The following is a 23,713-nucleotide window of genomic DNA, read 5'->3' on the forward strand; positions in this document are numbered from 1 at the left end:
CGTGTCAGCCCCCTGGGGCGCGCCCCGGCCGCCAGCAGACCCCCTCCTCCCCTTTTACCGCGTAGACAGGGGTGGGAAAGAGGAATCGGGGCAGCATTTCCGTCAGGGCGAGGGCGGGATAGTTTGCCTGCAGATAGGGCGCCCCCTGGGACTGAAAGAAGAGGACCGCCGTCTCCGGCAGGGCGAGGGGCTCCCCCCGGTGCTCGCTACGGGCGTGAAAGCGCGCCTGGATCACCGGCTCGGTATCGTCGTTTTTCAGGTACCAGTCAAACATAATTTCCCCCTTTTGGCCGTCTCAAAGGGCGACAAAGATGTTGCTGTCGGCCAGGGAGATGTAGTCGTCCCCCGAGACAATGATGTGATCCACCAGCTGGATGTGCAGGGCCTTGAGGGTGCTGTGAATTTGCAGGGTGGAGCGGACGTCCTCGTCCGAGGGCAGGGCCACCCCGCCGGGGTGGTTGTGGGCGATGACCACCCGGCTGCACTTGGAGAGGGCGGCCCGCTCCACGATCTTCTTTTGGTTGATGGAGACCGCGTTGTGGATGCCCTGGGCGATCAGCTCGCAGCGAAGCAGCTTGTAGCGGTCGTTGAAGCAGAGCAGGTAGAGGGATTCGTCGGTCTTGCCGATGAACATGGGGACCAGGTAGTCCCCGATCTTCTGGGTGCAGTCGAGGACGTTTTCAGCCGACTGCATGTCCTGCAAATAGCTGCGAAAGAGGGAGAGCACCAGCTTGAGGAGCACCGCCGCGTTGTAGCCGATGCCGGGAACCTGCTGCAGCTCGTCCACATCGGCCTCCAGCACCCCCTTGATGCCGCCAAAAGCGCCCAGCAGGAGGTGGGCCAGTTCGTTGGTGTCCCGCCGGGGAACGGCGTAGTAGAGGAGAATCTCCAACAGGATGTGGTCGGGCAGGCTCTCCCCGCCCATCTGCAAAAACAGCTGCCGGGTGCGGTCCCGGTGGCCCTTGTGTTCGTTGCTCATAGGCACCTCGAAAAAGCGGCGCAAAAGCCGCATTTGTAATCTCTCGGCGTTTGGGTTATACTGACAGATATGCGAATTTGCCCCGCCGCCGCCAAAAGGCGCGGCGGCGATTCGACAGAATTTGCTGTGCGGCTATTATACTCCATTCCCACAAAAAAAGCTACGACAGAGGAGCACCTGTTTTGTACCAGTATTCCATCGGCCCCAACGACGGGGGGCAGCGGCTGGACCGCCTGCTGAAAAAGCTGCTGCCGGACTGTCCCACCTCCCTCTTTTACAAGTGGAACCGGCAGAAAAAAATCAAACTCAACCGCAAGCGGGTCGAGCTCTCCGCCTTTGTGCGGGAGGGGGATCAGCTGGACCTCTACCTGCCCGAGGGGATCTCCCTCCGCGAGAGCCGGGGGGCGGGGCTCGCCCTTCCCCCCTCGCTGGAACCCTGCCGGGTGGTGTATGAGGACCCGCAGGTGCTGGTGTTGGAAAAGCCGGTGGGAGTGCCCACCCAGCCGGACAACAGCGGCTCCCCCTCCCTGCGGGAGATGGCCTTGGCCCACCTGATTCAAAACGGCAGCTATCTCCCCCAGCGGGAGCACAGCTTTGCCCCCGCCCCTTGCAACCGGCTGGACCGCAACACCCAGGGGCTGGTGCTCTTTGGCAAGACAGCCGCCGCCCTGCGGGAGCTGACCCGGCTCATCCGGGAGGGGCGGGCGGAGAAGCGATACCTCTGCCTGACCGCCGGCGCCCCCTCCCCCGACAGGGGAGAATTGCGGGGCCACATCGTCAAGGACGGGCGGAAAAACCGCTCCCAGGTCTACTCGTCTCCCCGGCCCGGCAGCAAGCCTGTGCACAGCCGCTACCGGGTCGTCGCCCCGCTGGGGGAGGACTGTCTGGTGGAGATCGCCCTGCTCACCGGCCGCTCCCACCAGATACGGGCCCAATTTGCCGCCGCCGGACACCCCCTGCTGGGGGACGGCAAGTACGGCGGCCCCACCGACCGCTACACCCGGCAGGCCCTCTGCGCCTACCTCCTCCGCCTCCATCCCGAGGGGGACAGCCCCCTCGCCTACCTGGAGGGGAAGACCTTCTCCCTGCGCCCCTGGTTCCTGCCAGAGGGTGTTTCCCTCCCCCGTGAAGGGGCGCAGAGCGCGCCCACCGCAGATAGAAAAGAGGAACACTAATTTGCAATTTGTCGATTTAAAACTCTCTCCCCCCATTCAAAAAGCCCTGGCGGAGATGGGGTATCAAACCCCCTCCCCCATTCAGGAAAAGGCCATTCCCCCGGTGCTTGCCGGACGGGACCTCTTTGGCTGCGCCCAGACGGGAACCGGCAAGACCTGCGCCTTTGCCGCCCCCATCCTCCAGCGGCTGGGCGCCGACCGCGGCGGCAAACGCCCGCCCATCCGTGCCCTTGTCCTCACCCCCACCCGGGAACTGGCCCTGCAAATTTACGAAAATTTCGTCCAGTACGGCAAGTACCTCCCCCTGCGCTGCGCCGTCATCTTCGGCGGGGTCTCCCAAAACCCGCAGGTGGAGAAACTGCAGCGGGGGGTCGACATTCTGGTGGCCACCCCCGGGCGGCTCAACGACCTGATCGGGCAGGGGCATATCTCCCTGAAAAAGGTGGAGATATTTGTCCTCGACGAGGGGGACCGGATGCTGGACATGGGCTTTATCCACGACGTGCGGCGGGTGGTGGCCCAACTGCCCCAGGAGCGGCAGACCCTGCTCTTCTCCGCCACCCTGCCGCCGGAGATTGAAAAACTGGCCCGCACCATCCTCAAAAACCCGCTCAAGGTCTCGGTGACCCCCTCCGCCACCACCGCAGAGAAGGTGAGCCAGTCCCTCTACTACGTGGACAAGCCCAACAAAAAGCGGCTGCTGGCCGACCTTCTCCGGCAGCCGGAAATAGAGTCCGCCCTGGTTTTCACCCGCACCAAACACGGGGCCGACCGGGTGGTCAAGGAGCTGGGCCGGGCGGGGATCGAGGCCAAAGCCATCCACGGCAACAAGAGCCAGGGGGCCCGGCAGACCGCCCTCAAAGCCTTCAAAGACCGCTCCATCCGGGTGTTGGTGGCCACCGACATCGCCGCCCGGGGCATCGACATCGACGAGCTGTCCCACGTCATCAACTACGACCTGCCCAACGAGCCGGAGACCTATGTCCACCGCATCGGCCGCACCGGTCGCGCGGGGCTCAGCGGCACGGCGATCTCCTTTTGCATGTTCGACGAAATCCCCTATCTCAAGGACATACAAAAACTCATCAAGCAGGAGATTCCGGTGGTCAAAGACCACCCCTACCCCATGGAAATTTTGGAGCCCACCCCCAAACAGTCCCGGCCGCCCCGGAGGGAGCGCCCCGCCCCGCCCAGACAGCCCGCAGCCAGACAGCCGGGCAGACGGCCCGCGGCCAAGGGAAAACCCGCTGGACAGGGCGGACAGAGAGGGCAAAATCAGCCCCGCAAGAAGAGATAGAAAGAGAGAGCCGGACAGGTGGTGCTGTCTGGCTCTCTTTTTTTGATGGGGAAAAAGGGGAAATGGTCTTAACAGGTGTAAGAGAAATCTGCACGGAGGCGCGGCAAGGTCAAACTGGTATGCCATTGGTCCTTGAAAATGGTTCAATATACCCGCTCCGCGAGGGAGCGAGACGCTAGCGGTTTGAGGGCAACTTCGGCGTTTTGCTTATTTCAACCCACTCGCTCCGCGTAGGAGCGAGACCTGCTTTGGTACATTGCAAGCCGCAAAGGTTTTCATTTCAATCCACTCGCTCCGCGCAGGAGCGAGACGGCTTTTCCAGCACATTGCCGCCGGTGTAGGTGGCATTTCAACCCACTCGCTCCGTGCAGGAGCGAGACCTGCGCTGGCAGGCCGACCACTACGGCCAGCTGACAATTTCAACCCACTCGCTCCGTGCAGGAGCGAGACAGCAAACACCTACAAAAAAATAGGCGTTTCTCCACCACAACAATACAACTTCCACAAACAAATGTCAAACGCCAAGGCCCCTATCCTCCCCTATCCTCCTCTATCCCCCTTTTCCACTGCTCTGCCACCCGGTTTCTCGGTGCGAAGGTCCTGGGAAAAAGGTGCGCACTTTGGGTTCGCACAAAAAGCAGCCCATCCCCAAGAGGGGCGGGCTGCTGAAAGGGGCCGCGCACAGGCGGCGGAGAGTTTAAAAGAAGGTCATCTGGCTGGACTGGGGCAGGTCGCCGAAGGCGCCGCACTCCTTGAGGCTGTCGGCCACCGTCTTGGAGATGCCCGAGCGGGTCTGAATCTCGTCGATGGAGATGAAGCCCCCCTCTTTGATGGTCTCTTCCAGGGCGATGGCGGCGGTGTCGCCCAGTCCGCGCAGGCAGTTGAAGGGCAGCCGGATCTTGCCGTCCTCCAGCCGGTAGTCGGTGGCGCCGGACTTGTAGATGTCCACCGGCAGGAACTCGTACCCCCGCAGCATCATCTCATACATGACCTGCAGGGTGCCGTAGGTGTCCTCCTCCTTGACCGAGCGCTCCATCCCCTTGGCCTTGAGGTTGTCCATCTGGGTCTTGGTGTAGGCCGGGCCGCGAACCGCCGCCTCGGCGTCCAGGTCGCCGCCGCGCACGGTGAAGTGGGCGGCGTAGAACTCCAGCGGGCGGTAGATTTTAAACCAGGCCAGCCGCATGGCGCCGATGATGTAGGCCGCGGCGTGGGCCTTGGGGAACATGTACTTGATCTTTAAGCAGCTCTCGATATACCACTCGGGGACGCCGTGCTCCCGCATGGCCTTAAAGTGCTCCTCGGTGAGGAGCTTCTTGGCGTTTCCCTTTCGGGTGATCTCCATGATCTTAAAGGCCATGCTGGGCTCCAGCCCCTTGTGCATCAGGTAGACCATGATGCTGTCGCGCGTCCCCACCACCTCACTGATGGTGCAGATGCCGTCTTTGATCAGGTCCTTTGCGTTGCCCAGCCAGACGTCGGTGCCGTGGGAGAGGCCCGAAATCTGCAGCAGGTCGGTAAAGTTTTTGGGTTGGGTATCCACCAGCATCTGGCGGACAAAGTTGGTCCCCATCTCGGGGATGGCAAAGGTGCCGGTCTCGCTCCCCAACTCCTCCGCCGTGATCCCCAGGGGCTCCGGGCTGGTGAAGAGCTTGAACACCTGGGGGTCGTTCATGGGCAGGTCGTTGACATGGATGCCGGTGAGCCGCTCCAGGTGCTTATAGAGGGTTGGAACATCGTGTCCCAGCTCGTCGAGCTTGAGGATGGTGTCGTGGAGGGAGTGGAAGTCGAAGTGGGTGGTGATGATGTCGGAGTCGGCCTTTTCCGCCGGGTGCTGCACGGCGGTGAAGTCGTACACCTCGTGGTTGGAGGGGACGACCACCATCCCGCCGGGGTGCTGGCCGGTGGTCCGCTTGACCCCGGTGCAGCCCTGCACCAGCCGCTTCATCTCCGCCTTGTGGACCACCCGGTCCTTCTCCTCCAGGTACTTCATCACATAGCCGTAGGCGGTCTTGTCCTGAATGCCGGAAATGGTGCCGGCCTTAAAGACGTGGTCCTTGCCGAAGAGCTCCTCGGTGTACTTGTGGGCGCTGGCCTGGTACTCGCCCGAGAAGTTCAGGTCAATATCGGGGGCCTTGTCGCCGTTGAAGCCCAAAAAGGTCTCAAAGGGGATGTCGTGACCGTCCCCCACCAGGGGCGCGCCGCACTGGGGGCAGACCTTGTCCGGCAGGTCAAAGCCGGAGCCGATGCTGCCGTCGTCAAAGAATTCGGTGTACTTGCAGGCCGGGCAGCGGTAGTGGGGCACCAGGGGGTTGACCTCTGAAATACCGGCCATACTGGCCACAAAGGAGGAGCCGACCGAACCCCGGGAGCCGACCAGGTAGCCGTCTTCCTCCGACTTCCAGACCAGCTTCTGGGCGATGATGTAGAGCACCGCAAACCCGTGTTTGATGATGGAGTCCAACTCCCGGTCCAGGCGCTTTCGCACCAGGTCGGGCAGAGGGTCGCCGTAGAGCTCCTTGGCCCGGTCGTTGGTGATGCGCACCAGGTCTTCCTCCGCCCCCTCGATGGTGGGGGTAAAGGTGCCCATGGGGATGGGGCGGATCTGCTCCACCATGTCGGCGATCTTGCCGGGGTTGTCGATGACCACCTCTTCGGCCAGTTCCCGCCCCAGGTAGGCAAACTCCTCCAACATCTCGTCGGTGGTCTTGAAGTAGAGGGGGGCCTGCTCCGAGGCGTCGGTAAAGCCCTGCCCGGTCATGAGAATCTCCCGGAAGATGGCGTCTTCGGGGTTTAAAAAATGCACGTCCCCGGTGGCCACCACCGGCTTGCCCAGGTCTTTGGCCAGGCGGCAGATGAGTTTGTTGTGCTCCTGCAGCACCCCCACGTCGCTCACCGAGCCGTTTCGCACCATGAACATGTTGTTGCCCAGGGGCTGGATCTCGAGGAAGTCGTAGAAGTCGGCGATCTTCAGCAGCTCTTCGTAGGGTTTGCCGTCGGCAATAGCTCTGTAAAGTTCACCCGCTTCACAGGCACTGCCGATGATCAACCCCTCCCGCAGGGCGTTGATGCGGCTGCGGGGCATCCGCGGGCGGCGGAAAAAGTAGTCCAGATTGCTCTCGGACACCAGCTTGTAGAGGTTTTTCAGGCCGGTGTTGTTGCGCACCAAAAGGATGATGTGGTAGGAGTGCAGCTTCTTGGGGTCGGCCCCCGAAAGAGAGGTGTTGATGTCTCCGGTGGTGCGCAATCCCCGTTCCCGCAGGGTGGCAAAGAGCCGCACCAGGATGTCGGCCAGCACCTTGGCGTCGTCGGTGGCCCGGTGGTGGTTGAAGGGAGGCAACTCCAGGTACTTGGCCACCGTGTCCAGCTTGTAGTTGCGCAGGTCCCGGTGAATCATCTGGGTCAGCAGCACCGTGTCTATGTAGGTGTTTTGGAAGGGCAGGCCGTGCCGGGCGGCCGCGGCGGCGATGAAGCCGGTGTCGAAATCGGCGTTGTGGGCCACCAGGGTTCGGTTCCCGCAGAAGGCCAAAAAGTCCCCCACTGCCTCCCTTTCGCTGGGGGCGTCCCGCACCATGGTGTCGTCGATGCCGGTGAGCTGGGTAATTTTGGGGGGAATGGGCTTCTCCGGGTTGACAAAGGTAGAGAAGCGGTCCACCTCCTCCCCGTCTTTGAGGAGGATGGCGCCGATCTCGGTGATCCGCTCGCTGGCGGCTTGCAGCCCGGTGGTCTCGATGTCAAAGACCACGAACTCCCCGTCAAAGGGGGTGCTGTCCGGGCCCTTGACGCAGGGGGTGGCGTCGTTGACGTAATACCCCTCCACCCCGTAGATGGCCTTGAAATCCGGGTCTTCCTTGCGGATGCCGGCCACCGTGTTCATGATGTCGGGAAAGGCTTGCAACACCCCGTGATCGGTGATGGCCACCGCCCGATGACCCCACTTGTGGGCCTGTTTGATTAGATCGGAGGCCTCGCTCATCCCATCCATGGAGGACATTTTGGTGTGCATGTGCAACTCGACCCGCTTGCGGGGGGCGGTGTCCTTGCGCCCCTGCATGGGGTCGGCGGTCTCGTTGATGTCGTAGGGCTGGACGTTGATGTCCCTGTCAAAGCGGTCGTAGACCACCTTGCCCCGCACCAGGATGCTGTCGCCCTTACCCAGCTGCATGACCTTTTCCAGCTTGGCCGGCTCCTTGATGGTCTTGACCGTCATTGAGCCGGTGCCGTCGCTGATGTCCAGCTGCACCACCAGCCGCTGGCCGTTTTGGATCTCCTTCTTCTCGATGTCGAAGATTTTTCCCCGAATCAGCACCGCCATGTCGTTGAAGTCGCTGTTCAGCTCCCCCAAAGGAGTCACCTGGCCGGGCTTTATCTTCTTGCCGAGGATCTCCTCCCCGCCGGAGACGGTGGCCCTGGACGGCTTGGCGGCGGGCGCCTTTGCCCGGGCGACAGCCGCCGGATGCGCCGGGGCCGCCACCCGCTCGGGCGCCGGGCGGGGCGGCGGGGGGACGGCCTCCCCCACCACGACCAGGGCCACCCCCTCGCCGCAGAGCTGCCGGTACTGGCTGCAAAACTTCTGCTCAAATCCCAGCCCCGCCAGGATGTGTTTGCCCCCCTGCTCCAATTCGAGCACATAGGCGTTCTCCCCCCCGTCGTAGCGGATGTGGGATCGAGAGAGGATGCAGTCGAGCATCGTATTGCCCTCTTTGGCGTACTCGGCCACCAGCTCAAAGAGCGCCTCCCCCGGCTTTCCTGCCGGGAAGGTGGGGGCGAGGGCCACCTCACAGCCCAGTTGGCTCTTTAGATGGTTTTGCATGAGTTTACAGGTGGCGTAGGGCAGCGGCTGCTCAAAGTGGGCCGCGATCTCCAGCCGGTTCTCCCGGCGGTCCACAGCGATGGAGAGGATCTCTGCGGGGAGGTCTTCCAACTCCCCCCTGGCGATCCCCAGCTGTTCAAAAAAATACTGGCTCAATGGCGGCCTTCCTTCCTGGTCCCTTCCCGCAGCGCGCAGGGCCGGTTTTTGCTTCACAAAGGGCGGAGGGCCAGAGAGCCCGCCGCCCGGTTATCACAGTCGCTCAATCTCCTCCATCAGGGCCGGGAGGATCTGGTCCTCCGGCACCTTGCGGAGAATCTCTCCCTTGCGGAAAAGAAGACCGCAGCCATCTCCCCCGGCCACGCCGATGTCGGCCTCTCTGGCTTCGCCGGGGCCGTTGACCGCGCAGCCCATCACCGCCACGGTGATCTCCTTCTCCATCCCCTCCACCAGGCGGTCCACCTCTTTGGCGAGGGAGATCAGGTCGATCTGGGTGCGCCCGCAGGTGGGACAGGAGACCACCCGCACCCCCTGCTTGCCGATGCCCAAGGCCTTGAGGATGTCCCGGGCGGCCCGCACCTCCTTCACCGGGTCGTCGGTGAGGGAGACGCGGATGGTGTCGCCGATGCCGTCGCAGAGGAGGGAGCCGATGCCGGCGGCCGACTTGATGAGCCCCATCCGCTCGGTCCCCGCCTCGGTGACCCCCAGATGGAGGGGGTAGTCACAGCGCTGGGCCATCAGCCGGTAGGCCTCGATCATGGTGGGGACGCTGGAGGACTTGAGGGAGATGGCAATATCCTCAAAGCCGCACTCCTCCAGCAGGGAGATGTGGTAGAGGGCGCTCTCCACCAGCGCGGGGGCGGTGGGGGCGCCATACTTTTGCAAAATCTCCTTTTCCAGGGAGCCGCCGTTGACCCCGATGCGGATGGGGACGCCGCGGGCCTTACAGGCATCGGCCACCGCCTGCACCCGCTCCCTGCCGCCGATGTTGCCGGGGTTGATGCGGACCTTGTCCACCCCCGCCTCCACCGCCGCCAGGGCCAGCCGGTAGTCAAAGTGGATGTCCGCCACCAAAGGGGTGGGCACCGCCGCCTTGATGGCGCCGATGAGCCGCACCGACTCCCGGTCGGGGATGGCGACCCGGATGATGTCGCACCCCGCCGCAAAGAGGCGCTTGGCCTGCTCTATATTGGCCTCCACGTCCCCCGCTGGGGCGCAGAGCATCGACTGGACGGCGATCTCCTCGCCGCCGCCGATTTTGACCGATCCGATCTGCAGGGTGCGGGTCTTCTTTCTCTCCATGAGCTTGTCCCTCTTCTATGTAAAGTTGGTGCGGGGCCGGCTTTGGTCCCCGCAGCTGTGGTCACCCGCCGGTCAGCGGGCAAATATTCGGGTGATGTCACTGTACGTCACAAAAAGCATAAAGCCGATGAGGAGCAAAAAACCCGCCGCGTGGACAAAGCCCTCGTACTTGGCCTTGATGGGTTTGCGGCGGATCGCCTCGATGAGGAGGAAGACCAGCCGTCCCCCGTCCAGCGCCGGGATGGGCAACAGGTTGAAGATGCCCACGTTGATGGTCAACAGCGCCAACATGTTGAGGGTGGTCTCCCAGCCCATGCTCACCGCCTGGTTGATGATGTCCACCGTCCCCACCGGCCCGGCCACCTGGGAGATGGGCACGTTGCCGGTGACGAGGTCGAGCAAGGAGACCCAGACCATCTTCCCGATGGAGACGGTTTTGAGGGCCGACTCCTTGAGAACCCCACCCACCGTCTTGGGAACCCCCAGCACCCAGAAGTCGCGGCTGATAAACTGGTTGCCGCCTTCGTCCTGTGCCAGGGCAAACTGCACCCCGGTGAGGGTGACCTTTTCACCATCTCGCAGAACGGTCATGTCCACATAGCCGTCCTTGTCCCGCATCAACTCAAAGTCGATGTCGTTGGCGATATAGATGCGCCGACCGTTGATGGAGAGCACCTCATCCCCCACCTGCAGCCCCGACTGGGCGCTGAGGGAGGTCTCGTCAAACTTGGCCACCGTGGTGGTGGGCACCAGCTTGGAGGTCGAGGTGAGGACGATGAGGATGGCAAAGCCCAGCACCAGGTTCATCAGGGCCCCGGCGATGACCACCAGAATGCGAATCCACACCGGGCGGCGGGAGAAGGCCCGCTCGTCGGAGCTGTCCTCGTCCTCCCCCTCCATGGCCACGAAACCGCCAATGGGGACTGCACGCAGGGCATAGGTGGTCTCCCCCTTCTGCCGCTTGAGGAGGGTCGGCCCCATGCCGATGGCAAATTCGTTGACCTTGATCCCCCCGAGTTTGGCGGTGATGAAATGCCCCAACTCGTGGATCATGATGATCAGCCCGAACATCAGGACTGCCAAGAGGATCGAAAAAACGATGTTCATAGTTCACCTTCCAACTGATAAGCGAGGGCCGCAAGCCGCCTTTGGCTACCTCGCCTGCGCGCGGACATAGGCCCGCGCCTGTGCGTCTGTCTGCAGCACATCCTCTAAAGAATATACGTCTGCGCGGGGCACAGTATTCATGGCCCCCCGCACCAGCTCGCCAATCTCCAAAAAGCCGATCTTCCCCTCCAGGAAAAGGGCCACCGCCTCCTCGTTGGCGCCGCTGATGGCGCAGGGGGCAAGGCCGCCCCGCCGGGCCGCTTCGATGCAGGTCTTCAGGCAGGTGAAGGTCTCGATGTCGGGCTTGGCGAAGTGGAGGGTCGGATAATCTGTCAAGGAGAGTTCCTTTACAGGGGACGGAAGCCGCTCCGGGTAGGTCAGGGCGTACTGGATGGGGATGCGCATGTCCGGCACCCCCAGCTGGGCCAGCACCGAGTGGTCCTCAAACTCCACCAGGGAGTGAATGACGCTCTCCCGGTGGACGACGATCTCTATTTCGTCCGGAGTCTTGTCAAAGAGCCAGGCCGCCTCGATGAGCTCCAGCCCCTTGTTCATCAAGGTGGCGGAATCCACCGTGATCTTGGCCCCCATGGACCAGTTGGGATGGTTGAGGGCGTCCTCGATGCTCACCTTTGCCAGCTCCTCCCGGCTCCTGCCGAAAAAGGGGCCGCCCGAGGCGGTGAGGATGACCTTTTTCAGGGCCTTTGCCGAATGCTGGTCCTGCAGGCACTGAAAGATGGCCGAGTGCTCGCTGTCCACCGGGAGGATGGGGACCCCCTTGACCCGGGCGGCCTCGGTCACCAGCTTGCCGCCGGCGACCAGGGTCTCCTTGTTGGCCAGGGCCACCGGCTTGCCCGCCTCGATGGCGGCCAGGGTGGGGCGCAGCCCCACCATCCCCACCACTGCGTTGAGGACCACGTCGGCCTCTTCCCGGGCGGCCAGTTCGCAGAGTCCGTCCACCCCCGCCAGAACCTTGGTACCGGTGTCCCGCAGGGCGTCGCGCAGGGCGCGCGCGCTCTTCTCGTCCACCATGCAGGCGAAGGGAGGGCGGAACTGGCGCACCTGATTTTCCAGCTGTAAAACAGAAGAGTTGGCCGAAAGGCCAACCACTTCATAACCGTTTTTTTCAATGACATCCAGGGCCTGGGTGCCGATGGAACCGGTGGATCCCAGTACCGTTACTTTTTTAGCGCACATGAACAAGCCTTCCTTTCGCCGACGCCCTATCGCAGGACGATGGGCAGATAGTAGGAGAGCAGCAGCACGGTGGGCAGGGTGAAGATGACGCTGTCAAAGCGATCCATAACCCCCCCGTGCCCGGGCATGATGGTGCCGTAGTCCTTGATGCCCTGCTGCCGCTTGAGGCTGGAGGCCACCAGGTCCCCCAGCATCCCCGCCAGTGCGCCCACGATGGCCACCGCGATCAGGTGGGGGTAAGAGATGGGGCCGCCGCCCAAAAAGCGGTGGTAGCCCCAGGCGATGAGGCAGAGGGCCAGCACGTTGGTGAGCAGGCCGCCCAGCGATCCCTCCACCGTCTTGTGGGGGCTGACGTTGGGGGCTAGCTTGTGCTTGCCGAAGAGCCGGCCTGAGAAATAGGCCCCGGTGTCGGCCAGCCACCCGCAGCCCAGGGCGACAATCAGGTAGAAGAGCCCGTCCTGGGGAAAGACACTGCGCATCAGCAGGGTGGAGGAGAAGCCGAAGAGGACGGCGATGGTCTCCATGTAGACGATGGCAATGCTGGCAAAGGGGATGTCTGCAAAGTGAAAGACCGCAAAGGCCGCCATCCCCGCCGTGAAGATAAAGAGCCCTGCCGTCAGATGGATGGCACCGGTGGGAGGCATTTTGTCGTAGAGCAGCACGAAGGCCGCAAAGAGGGCGCACCAGCCGTACATTCCAAATTTATTGTGCAGCTTCACCGCCCCAAAGATCTCGTGCAGGGCGATGAGGGTGATGAGCAGCACGATGACGTTAAAGGCCAGGGTGCCGTAAAAGAGCACGGCGATGGCCAGCAGGACAAGGCCCACTGCCGCGCTGATGATTCTGGTTGCCAAAATTATACCCCTCCAAACCTTCTGTCGCGGTTCTGATACTCCAGGATGGCGCGGTCTAGATCGCGGCGGGTGAAATCGGGCCACAGCACATCCATAAACACCAGTTCGCTGTAAGCCGATTGCCAGAGCAGGAAGTTGGAGGTCCGGTACTCCCCGCTGGGGCGGATGATCAAGTCCGGGTCGGGCTGGCCCGCGGTGTAGAGGCACGCGGAGATGGCGTCCTCGGTGATCTCCTCGGGGGCGAGTTCCCCCCGCTGCACCTGGCCGGCCAGTTCCCGCACGGCGTGGGTGATCTCGGCCCGGCCGCCGTAATTGAGGGCGATGTTGAGGGTCATCTGCTTACAGTCGCGGCTCTCGTCCTCCAGCTTTTCGATGAGGGCGACAATGTCCGGCGCCAGGGGCGCGGTGTCCCCCAAAATCAGGCAGCGCACCTCCTCTTCCCGGTGGTCAAAGGCGTCTTTCAGGTAGCTGCGCAACAGGTCCATAATGGCCTCCACCTCCTCCTTGGGGCGCTTCCAGTTCTCGGTGGAGAAGGCGTAGACGGTCATGTTTTTGATGCCGATGTCCTTGCAGTAGCGGACCATGTCCCGAAAGGTCTTGGCCCCGGCCCGGTGACCGGCAGAGCGGGGCAGCCCCCGCCGCTTGGCCCAGCGGCCGTTGCCGTCCATGATAAAGCCGATATGCTGGGGCAGGTTGTCAAAATCCGGTTTCGCGAGAAGCCGCTTCTTCTTTTGAAAGAACACCGGCTAGATCTCCATGATCTCTTTTTCCTTGGCCTTGGCCGCGGCCTCGGTCTTGTCGCAGTAGGTGTCGGTGAGCTTTTGAATCCCCTTCTCCAGGTCCTTCAGGTCGTCCTCGGACAGCTCGCCCGCCTTCTTCTGGGCCTTGAACTTGTCGATGGCGTCCCGGCGGATGGAGCGGATGGCGACCTTGCACTCCTCGGCCAGCTTGTGGACCGACTTGACGATCTCCTTGCGGCGCTCCTCGGTCAGCGGGGGGAAGGCCATGCGGATGACCTTGCCGTCGTTGTTGGGGGTGATGCCCAGGTCGCTGGCGAGGATGGCCTTTTCAATGGCTTTGAGGATGGAGCCGTCCCAGGGCTGGATCAGCAGGGTGCGGGCGTCGGGGACCGAGACCCCGGCCATCTGGGCGATGGGGGTGGGCACGCCGTAGTAGTCCACCGTCACCTTGTCCAAAACGGCGGGGTTGGCGCGGCCGGCGCGGATGGCGGCAAATTCGCCCTCCATCACGCTGATGGATTTGCCCATCTTCTTCTCGTAAACTGCATACTCTTCTCTCATGAAAAGCTACCTCCTGTGGGGCGGCAAAGCCGCCCGGTTATTTTCAGTGGGATCTCTCGCCGCTAGTCCTCGCTGACGAGGGTGCCAATGTCCTCGCCGCAGAGGGCGCGGACGATGTTGTAGGGATCGCTCAAATCAAAGAGCAGGATGGGGAGATGATTGTCCTTGCAGAGGGAGGCGGCGGTGGAGTCCATGACCCCCAGGGAGTCGGCCAGCACCCGGGAGAAAGAGACCCGGTCGAAGCGGACGGCATCGGGGTATTTTTTGGGGTCTTTGTCGTAGACCCCGTCCACCATGGTGGCCTTGAAGATGACCTCGGCGTTGATCTCGGCGGCGCGCAGGGCGGCGGCGGTGTCGGTGGAGAAGAAGGGGTTGCCGGTGCCGCAGGCCAGAATGACCACCCTCCCCTTTTCCAGGTGGCGCACCGCCCGGTTGCGGATATAGGGCTCGGCCACCTGCTGCATGGGCAGGGCCGTCTGCACCCGCACCGGCACCCCCTGCTGCTCCAGGCTGTCGGCCAGGGCCAGGGCGTTGATGACGGTGGCCAGCATTCCCATGTGGTCAGCCCGGGTGCGCTCCATCTCGCCGCTGGAGCGGCCCCGCCAGAAGTTGCCGCCGCCCACGACGATGGCCACCTGGCAGCCCAGTTCGGTACACATCTTGATATTTTTGCAGATGTCGGTGACGATGTTGTAGTCGATCCCCATCTTTTTATCGCCTGCCAGCGCCTCGCCGGACAGCTTTAACAGGATTCTCTTGTACTTCAGTTCCATTGCTTCTCACACACTCCCACCCAGTATATTTCAAACTATATTCTACTCTATTTGCGGCATCAATGTAAAGGGAAAGCGTCCAATTCACAAATCTTTTTCATCCGCCCCAGGGCCCCTCCGCGGGGCTGGGCTTGTCCCCTCTCCCCGGGGCCGCAAAAGGGGGAAGGCCCCCGCAGAGGCCTTCCCCGCTTCAGTTTTGCTCGGGTTTGATCTTAAAAATCTTCTTCAGAATTTTCGACATGAATTTGGAACTCTTGATCACGACCACCTGCATCAAAAAAACCTCCTGTCAATTCTGCATCAGCAACCCCAAGGCAATGAGCACCAGGGCGATGGCGATGACGGCGGAGCCAGCGGTGAGGCAAAACGACAGCAGCAGCCCCGCCCCCAACGTCACCATCATGAGTTTGATGACCCTGTTCCTGCCGCGCATCCGCCTCACCGCCCTTTCCGCTGTTGTACCAGTATATACAAAAGGGCCGGCGGGGGTTCACTCCCTGGCCAAAACAGCCAGCAAACACCCCTTTTTGACCGCTGCTTTGCAGCTTTTTCCGGTGATCTCATTGCTGACGCCCAGGGGGAAATCGGGGGTCAACAGGTGTTCGCGCAGGGGGTATTTGACCCCTTGCAGGGTGACCCCCGCCGCCTCCCCCCCATAGGCGAAGAAGGAGAGGTAGCGGTAGTCCTCCCGGGCGATCTCCCGCTCCTCCTCCAACAAAAAGAAGATGCGGTGGCGGTCGTCTTGCAGGCAGCCGTCGGCCCCCTGCCCCTTGAGGAAATAGAGGCTTTGCAGGTTGGCCAGGGTGTGGTCCAGCCGCCCGCCGGTGCAGCCCAGCAGCAAGAAGTCCCGGTAGCCCAGGGCCAGCCCCTGCTTGAGGGCAATGTGGGTGTCGGTGTCGTCCTTCACCGGGTCAAAGACCACCACCTCCACCCCTTGCGGGGGACTGCTGGCCGAGTCCAAGTCCCCCATCACCAAGTCGGGGGCCAGGCCCACCCGGCGCAGGTGGTCGATCCCCCCGTCAGCACAGATGACATAGTCCTGGCTGGGGTCGATCAGCCCCAGGACCCGGTCGCTCTCCAGGGGGGCCGCCCCCACCACCACGCAGCGCTCTTTCACCGCTTCTCTCTCCTCTCTCACATCAGTCGGGGCCGCCGTCGCCCGGCGGCCCCAACCCAGATAGATTACGTTTTTTTGCCGCCCTCCAGCTCCCAGGGGGCGATGTCTTTGACCGCCTCGTAGAGGGCGCAGTAGCTCTCGTGGCGGCTGGGGGGAATCTCCCCCGCCGCCACCGCCGCCAACACCGCGCACCCCTTTTCGCAGGTGTGGGAACAGCCGGTGAACTGGCAGTCGTCCAGATGGGGGACCATCTCCCGGAAGGTATAGGGCAGCTGTTCCTTCATGATCTGCTCCTGCCGGTGCAGCTGCACGTCGGAAAAGCCAGGGGTGTCGGCCAGGTAGCCGCCAAAGGGCAGGGGGTAGAGTTCCACCTGGCGGGTGGTGTGCCGCCCCCGGCCCAGCTTGTCGCTGATCTCCCCCGTCTCGATCTCGGGGGTGAAACCCAGGTGGTTGATGAGGGTGGACTTGCCCACCCCCGAGTTGCCGCAGAAAGCCGAGACCTTGCCCTGCAGACAGCGCTCCAGCGGGGCGCGCCAGTCGCCGGAGCGGTAGTCTGCCTCCAGGACGGGGAAGCCCGCCTTTTGATAGATGGCGGCGACGCGGTCGGCATCCCCCATGTCCAGCTTGGTGAGGACGATCACCGGCTCCACCCCCTTGTACTCGGCGATGGAGATCAGCTTGTCGAGCACAAAGAGGTTGGGCGCCGGGCTGCAGGCGCTGACCACGAAGAAAAACTGGTCGATGTTGGCCACCGGGGGGCGGATGAAGCTGTTTTTGCGGGGGAGGATCTCCTCCACCCGGCCCCCTTCCCCCTCGGGGGTAAAGAGGGCCCAGTCCCCCACCAGGGGCTTGATGTGCTGGTTGCGAAAGGCCCCCTTGGCCCGGCAGGCGTAGGTCTTGCCGCCGCTCTCGACGTAGTAAAACCCGCTGATGGCCTTGCAGATGAGTCCCTTCGGCATCTTACCCCTTCACCTCTCCGCCGGCGTTCCCGCCCTGGGCCGCCGACTGGCTGGAGGAGGGGGTGGGCGCGGGTTTGAAGTCACCAGAATGGTCACTCCCTGGAACCAGTTCAGCCTTTCCAGTCGCAAAATTTACTTTATACTCCTGATAGTTCTTTCCATCTATTTTGACTGTAACTGTAACTGGCATATCGCTTTCTAGTCCGGAAACTGTCATTTGCTCGCTCTTAGCCTTGCTTGGCAAAACATTTTTATTGACCTTTTCAGTACCATCAATATAGATTGTCAAATTCACACTATCATCAATTTGTGTCGGCAAAGGAATTGAAAAACTAACCTTTACAGGCTCCTTCGGCCCCTTGCTGATCTCGATGTTGACGATGGTCCCCGCGTCCACCTCGGTGCCGCTGGCGGGGTCCTGTCCCACCACAATGCCCTTGGGCTTGTCGCTCTCCACCTCGGTCACCTTGCCCAAAGAGAGGCCGACGCCCTTGAGAGCCGACTCAGCGCCCGCCTTGTCGGTGCCCGAGAGCAGCGGCACCTTCACCTGCTCCTCGGCGTCCTCGTCCTGGCTGACGTAGAGGGTGACCTCATCCCCCTTCTGCACCTCGGTGCCCTTGGCAGGACTGGTCTCGATGACAAAGTTCACCGGCACGCTGTCGCTCTTCTTGTGCTCGATGATCGGTTTGAGACCCTGCTTGCGCAGCGCCGCCTCGGCGGCGGAGGCCTCCATCCCGTAGACATCCTGCACCACCAGCACCTCGGGGCCCTGGCTCAGGTGCACCTCAATGGTGCCGTTTTTCTTCATTCGGGCGTTGCCCTTGGGGCTCTGCTCGGCGATCAGCCCGGCCTCAATCTCGTCACTGAAGACCGGGTCCCCCTCCTTGTACTTGAAGTCGGGGTACTTGGCCTTGGCGTCCTCCAAGCTCATCCCCACCAGGTTGGGGGCGGCGACCCGGCCGCCGAAGATGCCGGTGGAGAAGATGGCCATCCCCCCGATGAGAAGCATGGCCGCCACCAAAAAGGCGCTGGCGATCCCGGCGAGGATGGCCATGTTGTTGCGGCTGCCGTCGTCTTTGTAGAAGATGGAGAAAAACCCCTTCTTCTTTTTCTTCTTAGCGCCCTTTTTCTCGGGGTCGGGCTCCTCCTGCTCGGCGCGCACCTCCTTGATGGCGTCCACGTACTTGGTGGGCTCGGAGTCCACAAAGTACTTGTACTGAAAGCTGATGGAGGGGTTGCGCTTGAACTCCTCGATGTCCGAGAGCATCTCAGAGGCGGACTGGTAGCGCCGGTCCACATCCTTCTGCATGGCCTTGAGGGTGATCTCCTCCAGCCCCTCGGGGATGTCGGGGTTGAGCTGGCGGGGGGAGACCGGCAGGTCGGAAATCTGCTTGATGGCCACCGACACGGCGGTGTCCGCCTCAAAGGGCAGCTGGCCGGTGAGCATCTCGAAGAGGATGACCCCAGCCGAGTAGAGGTCGGCCTTGGCGTCGGTCTCGTCGCCGCGGGCCTGCTCGGGGCTGATGTAGTGCACCGAGCCGATGGCGCGATCGGTGATGGTGCGGTTCTCGCTGCGGGCAAAGCGGGCGATGCCGAAATCCATCACCTTGAGGGAGCCGTCGGGCAGCAGCATGATGTTTTGGGGTTTGATGTCCCGGTGGACGATGCCCCGATCGTGGGCGTGCTGCAGGGCCCGCAGGATCTGGGTGATGAAGTGGACCGCATCCTTCCAGGGGAGGACGTCCTTTTGCTGGATGTACTCCTTGAGGGTGATGCCGTCGATGTACTCCATGACGATGTAGTTGACCTTCTCGCTGAAACTCACGTCAAAGACCTTGACGATGTTGGGGTGCGACAGCAGGGAGATGGCCTTGGATTCGTTTTTGAACCGGCGCAGGAACTCGTCGCTCTCGGCGAATTCGTCCTTGAGGATTTTGACGGCCACGGTGGTGTGTTCCAGCAAATCGGTGGCCTTGTAGACGTTGGCCATCCCGCCGATGCCGATGAGTTCCTCCACCAAGTAGCGGCCGTCCAGCCGTTTTCCAATGTACTTGTCCATTCTCTTCTCTCCCCCTTTAACCGATGAGCACGGCGGTGGCGTTGTCGCTGCCGCCCCGGGCGTTGGCCGCCTCGACGAGGGCGGCGGTGGCCTGGAAAAAATCTGTCTCGCGCACAATCTGCAACATCTCTTCGTCCTCCAGCGGGCCGCTGATCCCGTCGGTGCAGAGCAGCAGCATCTCCCCCTCTTCCAGGGGGACCTCCTCGTAGTCCACATCCACATTGCGGGCGATGCCGACGGCCCGGGTGATGATGTTGCGCTTGGGGTGGGTCTTGGCCTCTTCTGGGGCGATCTGCCCCTGCTCCACCAGCACCTGCACCATCGAGTGGTCCTTGGTCAGCTGAACGATCCCCCCGGGCCCCAGCTTGTAGGCCCGGCTGTCCCCCACGTGGGCGATGTGGGCAAACCCGCCCTTGAGCACGCAGGCCACCACGGTGGTCCCCATCCCCGCCAGGGAGGGGTCCTCCTCGATGCGCTGGCAGACCAGGGCATTGGCCCGGTTGACGGCGGCAATGAGGAAGTTTTTCACCGTCTCGGCGCTGTACTCGCCCGAGAGGGAACCGGCCGACTCCTCAAAGGAGTCCACCACCACCCGGCTGGCGATGTTGCCCCCCACAGCGCCGCCCATCCCGTCGCAGACGCAGGACCAAATGGTCCCGTCCGCCAGGGCGCCGGACTTGGCCGCGTCCTGATTTTGGTCGCGCACCAGCCCTTTGTCGGTATTCGATACAATTCGCAACATGGCGTTTTCCTCCTAGTTGTGCTGCTCTTGTCTGCGCAGCTGACCGCAGGCGGCGGAGATGTCGGCCCCCAGGGTCCGCCGCACTGTGGCGTTGACCCCCTGGCGGACCAGCCGCTCCTGAAAGGCGCGAATCTCCCCCTCGCTGCCGTGGGTGTAGCCGGTCTCCTCCACGGCGTTGACCGGGATCAGGTTGACGTGGCTCAAAAAGCCCCGGCAGAGTTGGGCCAGCCGGTCGGCGCAGGCCGGGGTGTCGTTGACCCCGGCGATGAGGGTGTACTCAAAGGAGACCCGCCGTCCGGTCTTCTCGGCATAGTAGCGGCAGGCGTCCAGCAGCTGGGCGATGTTGTAACGCCGGTTGACCGGCATCAGCCGGTCCCGCATCTCGTCGAAGGGGGCGTGCAGGCTGATGGAGAGGGTGATGGGCAGCTGCTCGTCGGCCAGCCGGCGGATCTGGTCGCAGAGGCCGCAGGTGGAGAGGGTAATGTGCCGGGGCGAGAGGTCGATTCCCTTGGGGCTGGTGACATTGGCGATGAAGCGCAGCACCTGCTCGTAGTTGTCCAGCGGCTCGCCGATGCCCATGAGCACCACGTTGCCGATGCGCTCCCCCAGATCGCGGGAGGCGGTGTAGATTTGGGCCAGCATCTCCCCGGCGGTGAGGCTGCGGACAAAGCCCGCCAGGGTGGAGGCGCAGAAGGAGCAGCCCATCTTGCAGCCCACCTGGGTGGAGAGGCAGATGGAGAGGCCGTGCTTGTAGCGCATCACCACCCCCTCCACCATCTCGCCGTCGCGCAGGCGAAAGAGGTACTTCACCGTGCCGTCGAGCTGGGAGACCAGCTTGCGCTCCACGGCGGCGGTGGCGATGAAGCACTCCCCCGCCAACTGCTCCCGCAGGGCGGCGGGGAGGTTTTTCATCTCCGCAAAGGCGTCCGCCCCCTTTTTGTGCAGCCAGTCAAAGAGCTGGCCCGCCCGGTACCGGGGCTGTCCCCACTGGGTGAGGCGCTCCTCCAGCTCCCCCAGGGAGAGCCCGCGAATGTCTGTCATTGGCCATTCTCCTCCGCTCATTTTACTCGCCTGCACTTGGCTATAAAGAAGCCGTCGGTCCCTGTCTTGTGGGGAAAGAGGGTGAGGGTCTCCTCCTCCTTCACCGCGCCGGGGCAGGCCGGTTGGATGGGAACGCGGACAAACCGCCCGTCGTCCCGCAAAAACTTGCCGAAGACCCCCTGGTTCTCCGCCGGGTTGAGAGTACAGGTGGAGTAGACCAGCTCGCCCCCCACCCGCAGGTGCCCGGCGGCGTTTTTGAGAATCTCCAGCTGCAGGCTGGGCAGGTCCTTCACCTCGTCGCGCTGTTTGTAGCGCAGGTCGGGCTTTTTGCCCATCACCCCCAGCCCCGAACAGGGCAGGTCGCAGAGAACCCGGTCCGCCTCCCCCACCGAAAGGGGCTGCCTGGCGTCGTGCACCTGGGCGCGCACAGAGCAGAGGCCCAGGCGCTGCGCCCCCTCGGCGATGAGGGCGGCCTTGTAGCCCTGTAGGTCGCAGGCGTAGAGCTCGCCCCTGTCCTCCATCATCTGGGCCAGGGTGAAGCTCTTGCCGCCCGGGGCGGCGCAGAAGTCGATCACCCGCTCCCCCGGTTTGGCCCCCAGGGCCAGGGCGCAGTACTGGGAGGAGAGGTCCTGCACGTGAAAGAGCCCTTCGTCAAAGCCGGGCAGGTCGGGCACCCGGCCCGCCGCCTCCAACCGCAGGGCGTTTTCGCAGCCAGTCTCGGCGGCGGAAATCCCCGCCACCCGCCACCGGGCCAACAGGGCCGCGGCGGTGGTCTTTTGGGTGTTGACCCGCACAAAGGTGGGGAATTCGCCCGCAAAGGCCTCTAGCAGGGCCCGGCAGGTGTCGCCGCCGTAGCGCTTTTGCCAGAGCTTTACAATCCAGGGTTCCACCGAATAGCGCACCGACAGGTCCTCCCCCTCGTAGAGGGGCTTCCCCTCCCGCAAAAAGCGGCGCAGCACGGCATTGCAGAGCCCGGTGGCCCCGATCTGGCGCAGAGGGCCGGCCAGCTTCACCGTCTCGTTGACGGCGGCGCTTGGGGGAATGCCGTCGCAGAAGGCCAGCTGATAGAGCCCCAGGCGGAGGATGGTGCGCACCTGCACCGAGAGGGGCCGCCCCCCGCAGAGCCGGTCAATGGCCTCGTCCAACCGGTATTTACAGCTGGTGACGCCGTAGACCAGCCGGGTGGCCAGAGCCCGCTGCCGGGGCTCCAGCCCGCTCCTGTCCAAGGCCTGGTCCAACACCGCCCCGGCGTAGCCGCCGGTCTCCACCCGGCAGAGGGCTTTGGCGGCCACCAGCCGCTCACTCGTCTGTCTGTCAGTCATCGTTCCTCCGTCCAAAAAGCAGGATCAGCCGCAGCAGGTTGGCCAGAGAGACCAGCAAGCTGCCCACATAGGTGAGGGCGGCGGCGCTCAGCACCCGCTTGGCGCCGGTGAGCTCCTCCCCCTCCAGCAGCCCGGCCTCACCGATGATGGCCACGGCCCGGCGGCTGGCGTTAAACTCCACCGGCAGGGTGACCAGCTGAAAGACCACCACCAGGGAAAACAGCAGAATCCCCACGTCCACCAGCGGCCCCATCCCCATGATGAAGCCCAGCAGGATGAGGGGCCCCGAGAGGGTGGAACCGATGTTGGTGATGGGGATGATGGCGTTTCGCAGGGTGAGGGGGAAATAGCCCTGGGCGTGCTGGAGGGCGTGTCCCGCCTCGTGGGCGGCCACCCCGATGGAGGCCACCGAGGTGCCGGAGTAGACCTCGCTCGAGAGGCGGATCACCCCGGCCCGGGGATCGTAATGGTCGCTGAGGTGGCCGCCGGTCTCGCTCACCGAGACGTCTGTCACCCCGTTTTGCCGCAGGATGTAGAGGGCTGCGTCCTTGCCGGTAAACCCCCGGCGGGAAAAGACATGGCTGTACCTGGCAAAGGTGGATTTGACCCGCACCTGGGCCCAGACGGTCACCAGGAGGGCGGGCACCACCAGCAACAGGTAGTATCGGTCAACTAGAAAAAAGGGCATCTGCAAATTCTCCTTCCGGGGGCAAAAGTGAGGGCAGGGTCAGCCGGTAAAGCGGTCCCCCGCCTTGACCGGGTGGCCGCGCAGAAAGTCGGCCTCGGTGGTGCGCTTGCCGCCCTCCAAGAGGACTTCTCGCAGCCGCACCCCGTTGCCGTCGCCGCAGGCGATGCAGAGGGAGCTGTCGGCCACCGCGCAGCCGGGAGAGGCTGTAAAGGGGCCGGGGACCACCTCGCAGGAAAAGACCTTGCACTTCTTGCCGCCGAAAAAAGTATAGGCCACCGGCCAGGGGTTTAGACCCCGCACCCGGTCGTGTACCGCCTGGGCGGGGGCGGTGAAATCCAGTTCGGCCAGCCCCTTGTCGAGCATGGAGGCGTAGCAGGACTCCCCCTCCTGCGCCCGGCGGGGGGCCTCGCCCCGCTCCACCAGGCGCAGGGTCTCCACCAGAAGCTCGGCCCCCTGGGCGGCCAACCGGTCAAAGAGCTCGCCAGAGGTCTCCTCCGGGCCGATGGGGGTGGTGGACTGGAGGATGATGTCCCCGGTGTCCACCCCCTCGTCCATGTACATGGTGGTGACGCCAGTCTCCCTCTCCCCGTTGATGACCGCCCACTGGATGGGGGCGGCCCCCCGGTAGCGGGGCAGCAGGGAGCCGTGGACGTTGACGCAGCCCAGGGGGGGCAGGTCGATGATCTCCTTGGGGAGGATCTTGCCGTAGGCCACCACCACGATCAAGTCGGGGGCCAGGGCGCGCAGCTCCTCCATCACCTCGGGCCGCCGCAGGCTCTTGGGCTGGTGGACCGGGATGCCGTGGCGCTGGGCCAACACCTTGACCGGAGGCGGGGTCAGCACCCGCTTGCGGCCCACCGGCTTGTCGGTCTGGGTGTAGACGGCCTTGACCGAAAAGCCCTGTTCCAACAGGGCCTGCAGGCTCTTTTCGGCAAAGTCGGGGGTTCCCATAAATACGATGTCCATCTGCAAACCGCCTTTCGCAGGAGGGGG

General features: G+C 63.4%; 21 protein-coding genes. 2 read left to right on the forward strand and 19 right to left on the reverse strand.

Going from position 1 to position 23,713, the window contains the following annotated elements:
• Positions 1 to 4: 4 nt before the first annotated feature.
• Both HJY11_RS01125 and HJY11_RS01130 read right to left on the reverse strand, forming a co-directional pair.
• A complete protein-coding gene (locus HJY11_RS01125) occupies positions 5 to 274 on the reverse strand; it encodes a hypothetical protein (protein ID WP_208074241.1) in 270 nt (89 codons plus the stop codon).
• 21 nt (positions 275 to 295) lie between these two features.
• Complete coding sequence (locus HJY11_RS01130; protein WP_208074242.1) at positions 296 to 979, reverse strand: JAB domain-containing protein; 684 nt, start codon at positions 977 to 979, stop codon at positions 296 to 298.
• Positions 980 to 1,161: 182 nt separating this feature from the next.
• Here HJY11_RS01130 and HJY11_RS01135 point away from each other — a divergent pair, with 182 nt between their 5' ends.
• Positions 1,162 to 2,154 carry an RluA family pseudouridine synthase gene (locus tag HJY11_RS01135; protein WP_208074243.1) on the forward strand — a complete coding sequence of 331 codons (993 nt, stop codon included), beginning with the start codon at positions 1,162 to 1,164 and terminating at the stop codon, positions 2,152 to 2,154.
• Between the two features lies 1 nt (position 2,155).
• Positions 2,156 to 3,451 carry a DEAD/DEAH box helicase gene (locus HJY11_RS01140; protein WP_208074244.1) on the forward strand — a complete coding sequence of 432 codons (1,296 nt, stop codon included), beginning with the start codon at positions 2,156 to 2,158 and terminating at the stop codon, positions 3,449 to 3,451.
• A gap of 697 nt (positions 3,452 to 4,148) precedes the next feature.
• Here HJY11_RS01140 and HJY11_RS01145 read toward each other — a convergent pair.
• From HJY11_RS01145 to fmt, 17 genes are all read right to left on the reverse strand, one after another.
• A complete protein-coding gene (locus HJY11_RS01145; RefSeq protein ID WP_243764084.1) occupies positions 4,149 to 8,417 on the reverse strand; it encodes a PolC-type DNA polymerase III in 4,269 nt (1,422 codons plus the stop codon).
• 93 nt (positions 8,418 to 8,510) lie between these two features.
• Positions 8,511 to 9,560, reverse strand: coding sequence for a flavodoxin-dependent (E)-4-hydroxy-3-methylbut-2-enyl-diphosphate synthase (gene ispG / locus HJY11_RS01150; RefSeq protein WP_208074245.1), 1,050 nt, complete (start codon positions 9,558 to 9,560; stop codon positions 8,511 to 8,513).
• Positions 9,561 to 9,632: 72 nt separating this feature from the next.
• The gene (locus HJY11_RS01155; protein ID WP_208074246.1) at positions 9,633 to 10,667 is read right to left on the reverse strand and encodes a M50 family metallopeptidase; all 1,035 of its coding nucleotides are present in this window, start codon (positions 10,665 to 10,667) and stop codon (positions 9,633 to 9,635) included.
• Positions 10,668 to 10,712: 45 nt separating this feature from the next.
• Positions 10,713 to 11,864: a 1-deoxy-D-xylulose-5-phosphate reductoisomerase gene (locus tag HJY11_RS01160; protein WP_208074247.1), complete on the reverse strand. Its 1,152-nt coding sequence runs from the start codon at positions 11,862 to 11,864 to the stop codon at positions 10,713 to 10,715.
• 26 nt (positions 11,865 to 11,890) lie between these two features.
• Positions 11,891 to 12,718 (reverse strand): phosphatidate cytidylyltransferase, encoded by an 828-nt coding sequence (locus HJY11_RS01165; protein ID WP_208074248.1) that lies wholly within the window; start codon positions 12,716 to 12,718, stop codon positions 11,891 to 11,893.
• Between the two features lie 2 nt (positions 12,719 to 12,720).
• Positions 12,721 to 13,386: a polyprenyl diphosphate synthase gene (gene uppS, locus HJY11_RS01170; RefSeq protein ID WP_243764121.1), complete on the reverse strand. Its 666-nt coding sequence runs from the start codon at positions 13,384 to 13,386 to the stop codon at positions 12,721 to 12,723.
• Positions 13,387 to 13,464: 78 nt separating this feature from the next.
• Complete coding sequence (gene frr / locus HJY11_RS01175; RefSeq protein WP_208074250.1) at positions 13,465 to 14,019, reverse strand: ribosome recycling factor; 555 nt, start codon at positions 14,017 to 14,019, stop codon at positions 13,465 to 13,467.
• A gap of 62 nt (positions 14,020 to 14,081) precedes the next feature.
• Positions 14,082 to 14,792 carry a UMP kinase gene (pyrH, locus tag HJY11_RS01180; RefSeq protein WP_208074251.1) on the reverse strand — a complete coding sequence of 237 codons (711 nt, stop codon included), beginning with the start codon at positions 14,790 to 14,792 and terminating at the stop codon, positions 14,082 to 14,084.
• Positions 14,793 to 15,081: 289 nt separating this feature from the next.
• Positions 15,082 to 15,225: a hypothetical protein gene (locus HJY11_RS01185; protein WP_208074252.1), complete on the reverse strand. Its 144-nt coding sequence runs from the start codon at positions 15,223 to 15,225 to the stop codon at positions 15,082 to 15,084.
• 57 nt (positions 15,226 to 15,282) lie between these two features.
• Positions 15,283 to 15,909, reverse strand: coding sequence for a thiamine diphosphokinase (locus HJY11_RS01190; RefSeq protein WP_208074253.1), 627 nt, complete (start codon positions 15,907 to 15,909; stop codon positions 15,283 to 15,285).
• A 65-nt stretch (positions 15,910 to 15,974) separates the two neighbouring features.
• Positions 15,975 to 16,868: a ribosome small subunit-dependent GTPase A gene (gene rsgA, locus HJY11_RS01195; RefSeq protein ID WP_208074254.1), complete on the reverse strand. Its 894-nt coding sequence runs from the start codon at positions 16,866 to 16,868 to the stop codon at positions 15,975 to 15,977.
• Between the two features lies 1 nt (position 16,869).
• A complete protein-coding gene (gene pknB / locus HJY11_RS01200; RefSeq protein WP_208074255.1) occupies positions 16,870 to 18,927 on the reverse strand; it encodes a Stk1 family PASTA domain-containing Ser/Thr kinase in 2,058 nt (685 codons plus the stop codon).
• Positions 18,928 to 18,943: 16 nt separating this feature from the next.
• Positions 18,944 to 19,669 carry a Stp1/IreP family PP2C-type Ser/Thr phosphatase gene (locus tag HJY11_RS01205; protein ID WP_208074256.1) on the reverse strand — a complete coding sequence of 242 codons (726 nt, stop codon included), beginning with the start codon at positions 19,667 to 19,669 and terminating at the stop codon, positions 18,944 to 18,946.
• A gap of 12 nt (positions 19,670 to 19,681) precedes the next feature.
• The gene (gene rlmN / locus HJY11_RS01210) at positions 19,682 to 20,710 is read right to left on the reverse strand and encodes a 23S rRNA (adenine(2503)-C(2))-methyltransferase RlmN (protein ID WP_208074257.1); all 1,029 of its coding nucleotides are present in this window, start codon (positions 20,708 to 20,710) and stop codon (positions 19,682 to 19,684) included.
• Between the two features lie 17 nt (positions 20,711 to 20,727).
• The gene (rsmB, locus tag HJY11_RS01215) at positions 20,728 to 22,032 is read right to left on the reverse strand and encodes a 16S rRNA (cytosine(967)-C(5))-methyltransferase RsmB (RefSeq protein WP_208074258.1); all 1,305 of its coding nucleotides are present in this window, start codon (positions 22,030 to 22,032) and stop codon (positions 20,728 to 20,730) included.
• Entirely contained in the window at positions 22,025 to 22,720 is a 696-nt protein-coding gene (locus HJY11_RS01220) for a zinc metallopeptidase (RefSeq protein WP_208074259.1), read from the reverse strand. Before HJY11_RS01220 ends, rsmB begins: the two co-directional genes overlap by 8 nt.
• Positions 22,721 to 22,759: 39 nt before the next feature.
• Positions 22,760 to 23,686, reverse strand: a complete 927-nt coding sequence (fmt, locus tag HJY11_RS01225) for a methionyl-tRNA formyltransferase (protein WP_208074260.1) — start codon at positions 23,684 to 23,686, stop codon at positions 22,760 to 22,762.
• Positions 23,687 to 23,713: the final 27 nt, after the last annotated feature.

The sequence above is a fragment of the Bittarella massiliensis (ex Durand et al. 2017) genome (assembly GCF_017566145.1).
Taxonomy (GTDB): Bacteria; Bacillota; Clostridia; order Oscillospirales; family Ruminococcaceae; genus Bittarella; species Bittarella massiliensis_A.

Bases quoted from the DNA above. Each gene is read 5' to 3' on its own strand.
- uppS (WP_243764121.1), bottom strand. From the start codon at position 13,386: ATGGACGGCAACGGCCGCTGGGCCAAGCGGCGGGGGCTGCCCCGCTCT.
- pknB (WP_208074255.1), bottom strand. From the start codon at position 18,927: ATGGACAAGTACATTGGAAAACGGCTGGACGGCCGCTACTTGGTGGAG.
- rlmN (WP_208074257.1), bottom strand. From the start codon at position 20,710: ATGACAGACATTCGCGGGCTCTCCCTGGGGGAGCTGGAGGAGCGCCTC.
- HJY11_RS01160 (WP_208074247.1), bottom strand. From the start codon at position 11,864: ATGTGCGCTAAAAAAGTAACGGTACTGGGATCCACCGGTTCCATCGGC.
- HJY11_RS01185 (WP_208074252.1), bottom strand. From the start codon at position 15,225: ATGCGCGGCAGGAACAGGGTCATCAAACTCATGATGGTGACGTTGGGG.
- HJY11_RS01220 (WP_208074259.1), bottom strand. From the start codon at position 22,720: ATGCCCTTTTTTCTAGTTGACCGATACTACCTGTTGCTGGTGGTGCCC.
- HJY11_RS01155 (WP_208074246.1), bottom strand. From the start codon at position 10,667: ATGAACATCGTTTTTTCGATCCTCTTGGCAGTCCTGATGTTCGGGCTG.
- frr (WP_208074250.1), bottom strand. From the start codon at position 14,019: ATGAGAGAAGAGTATGCAGTTTACGAGAAGAAGATGGGCAAATCCATC.
- rsgA (WP_208074254.1), bottom strand. From the start codon at position 16,868: ATGCCGAAGGGACTCATCTGCAAGGCCATCAGCGGGTTTTACTACGTC.
- HJY11_RS01130 (WP_208074242.1), bottom strand. From the start codon at position 979: ATGAGCAACGAACACAAGGGCCACCGGGACCGCACCCGGCAGCTGTTT.
- ispG (WP_208074245.1), bottom strand. From the start codon at position 9,560: ATGGAGAGAAAGAAGACCCGCACCCTGCAGATCGGATCGGTCAAAATC.
- pyrH (WP_208074251.1), bottom strand. From the start codon at position 14,792: ATGGAACTGAAGTACAAGAGAATCCTGTTAAAGCTGTCCGGCGAGGCG.
- HJY11_RS01205 (WP_208074256.1), bottom strand. From the start codon at position 19,669: ATGTTGCGAATTGTATCGAATACCGACAAAGGGCTGGTGCGCGACCAA.
- HJY11_RS01125 (WP_208074241.1), bottom strand. From the start codon at position 274: ATGTTTGACTGGTACCTGAAAAACGACGATACCGAGCCGGTGATCCAG.
- fmt (WP_208074260.1), bottom strand. From the start codon at position 23,686: ATGGACATCGTATTTATGGGAACCCCCGACTTTGCCGAAAAGAGCCTG.
- rsmB (WP_208074258.1), bottom strand. From the start codon at position 22,032: ATGACTGACAGACAGACGAGTGAGCGGCTGGTGGCCGCCAAAGCCCTC.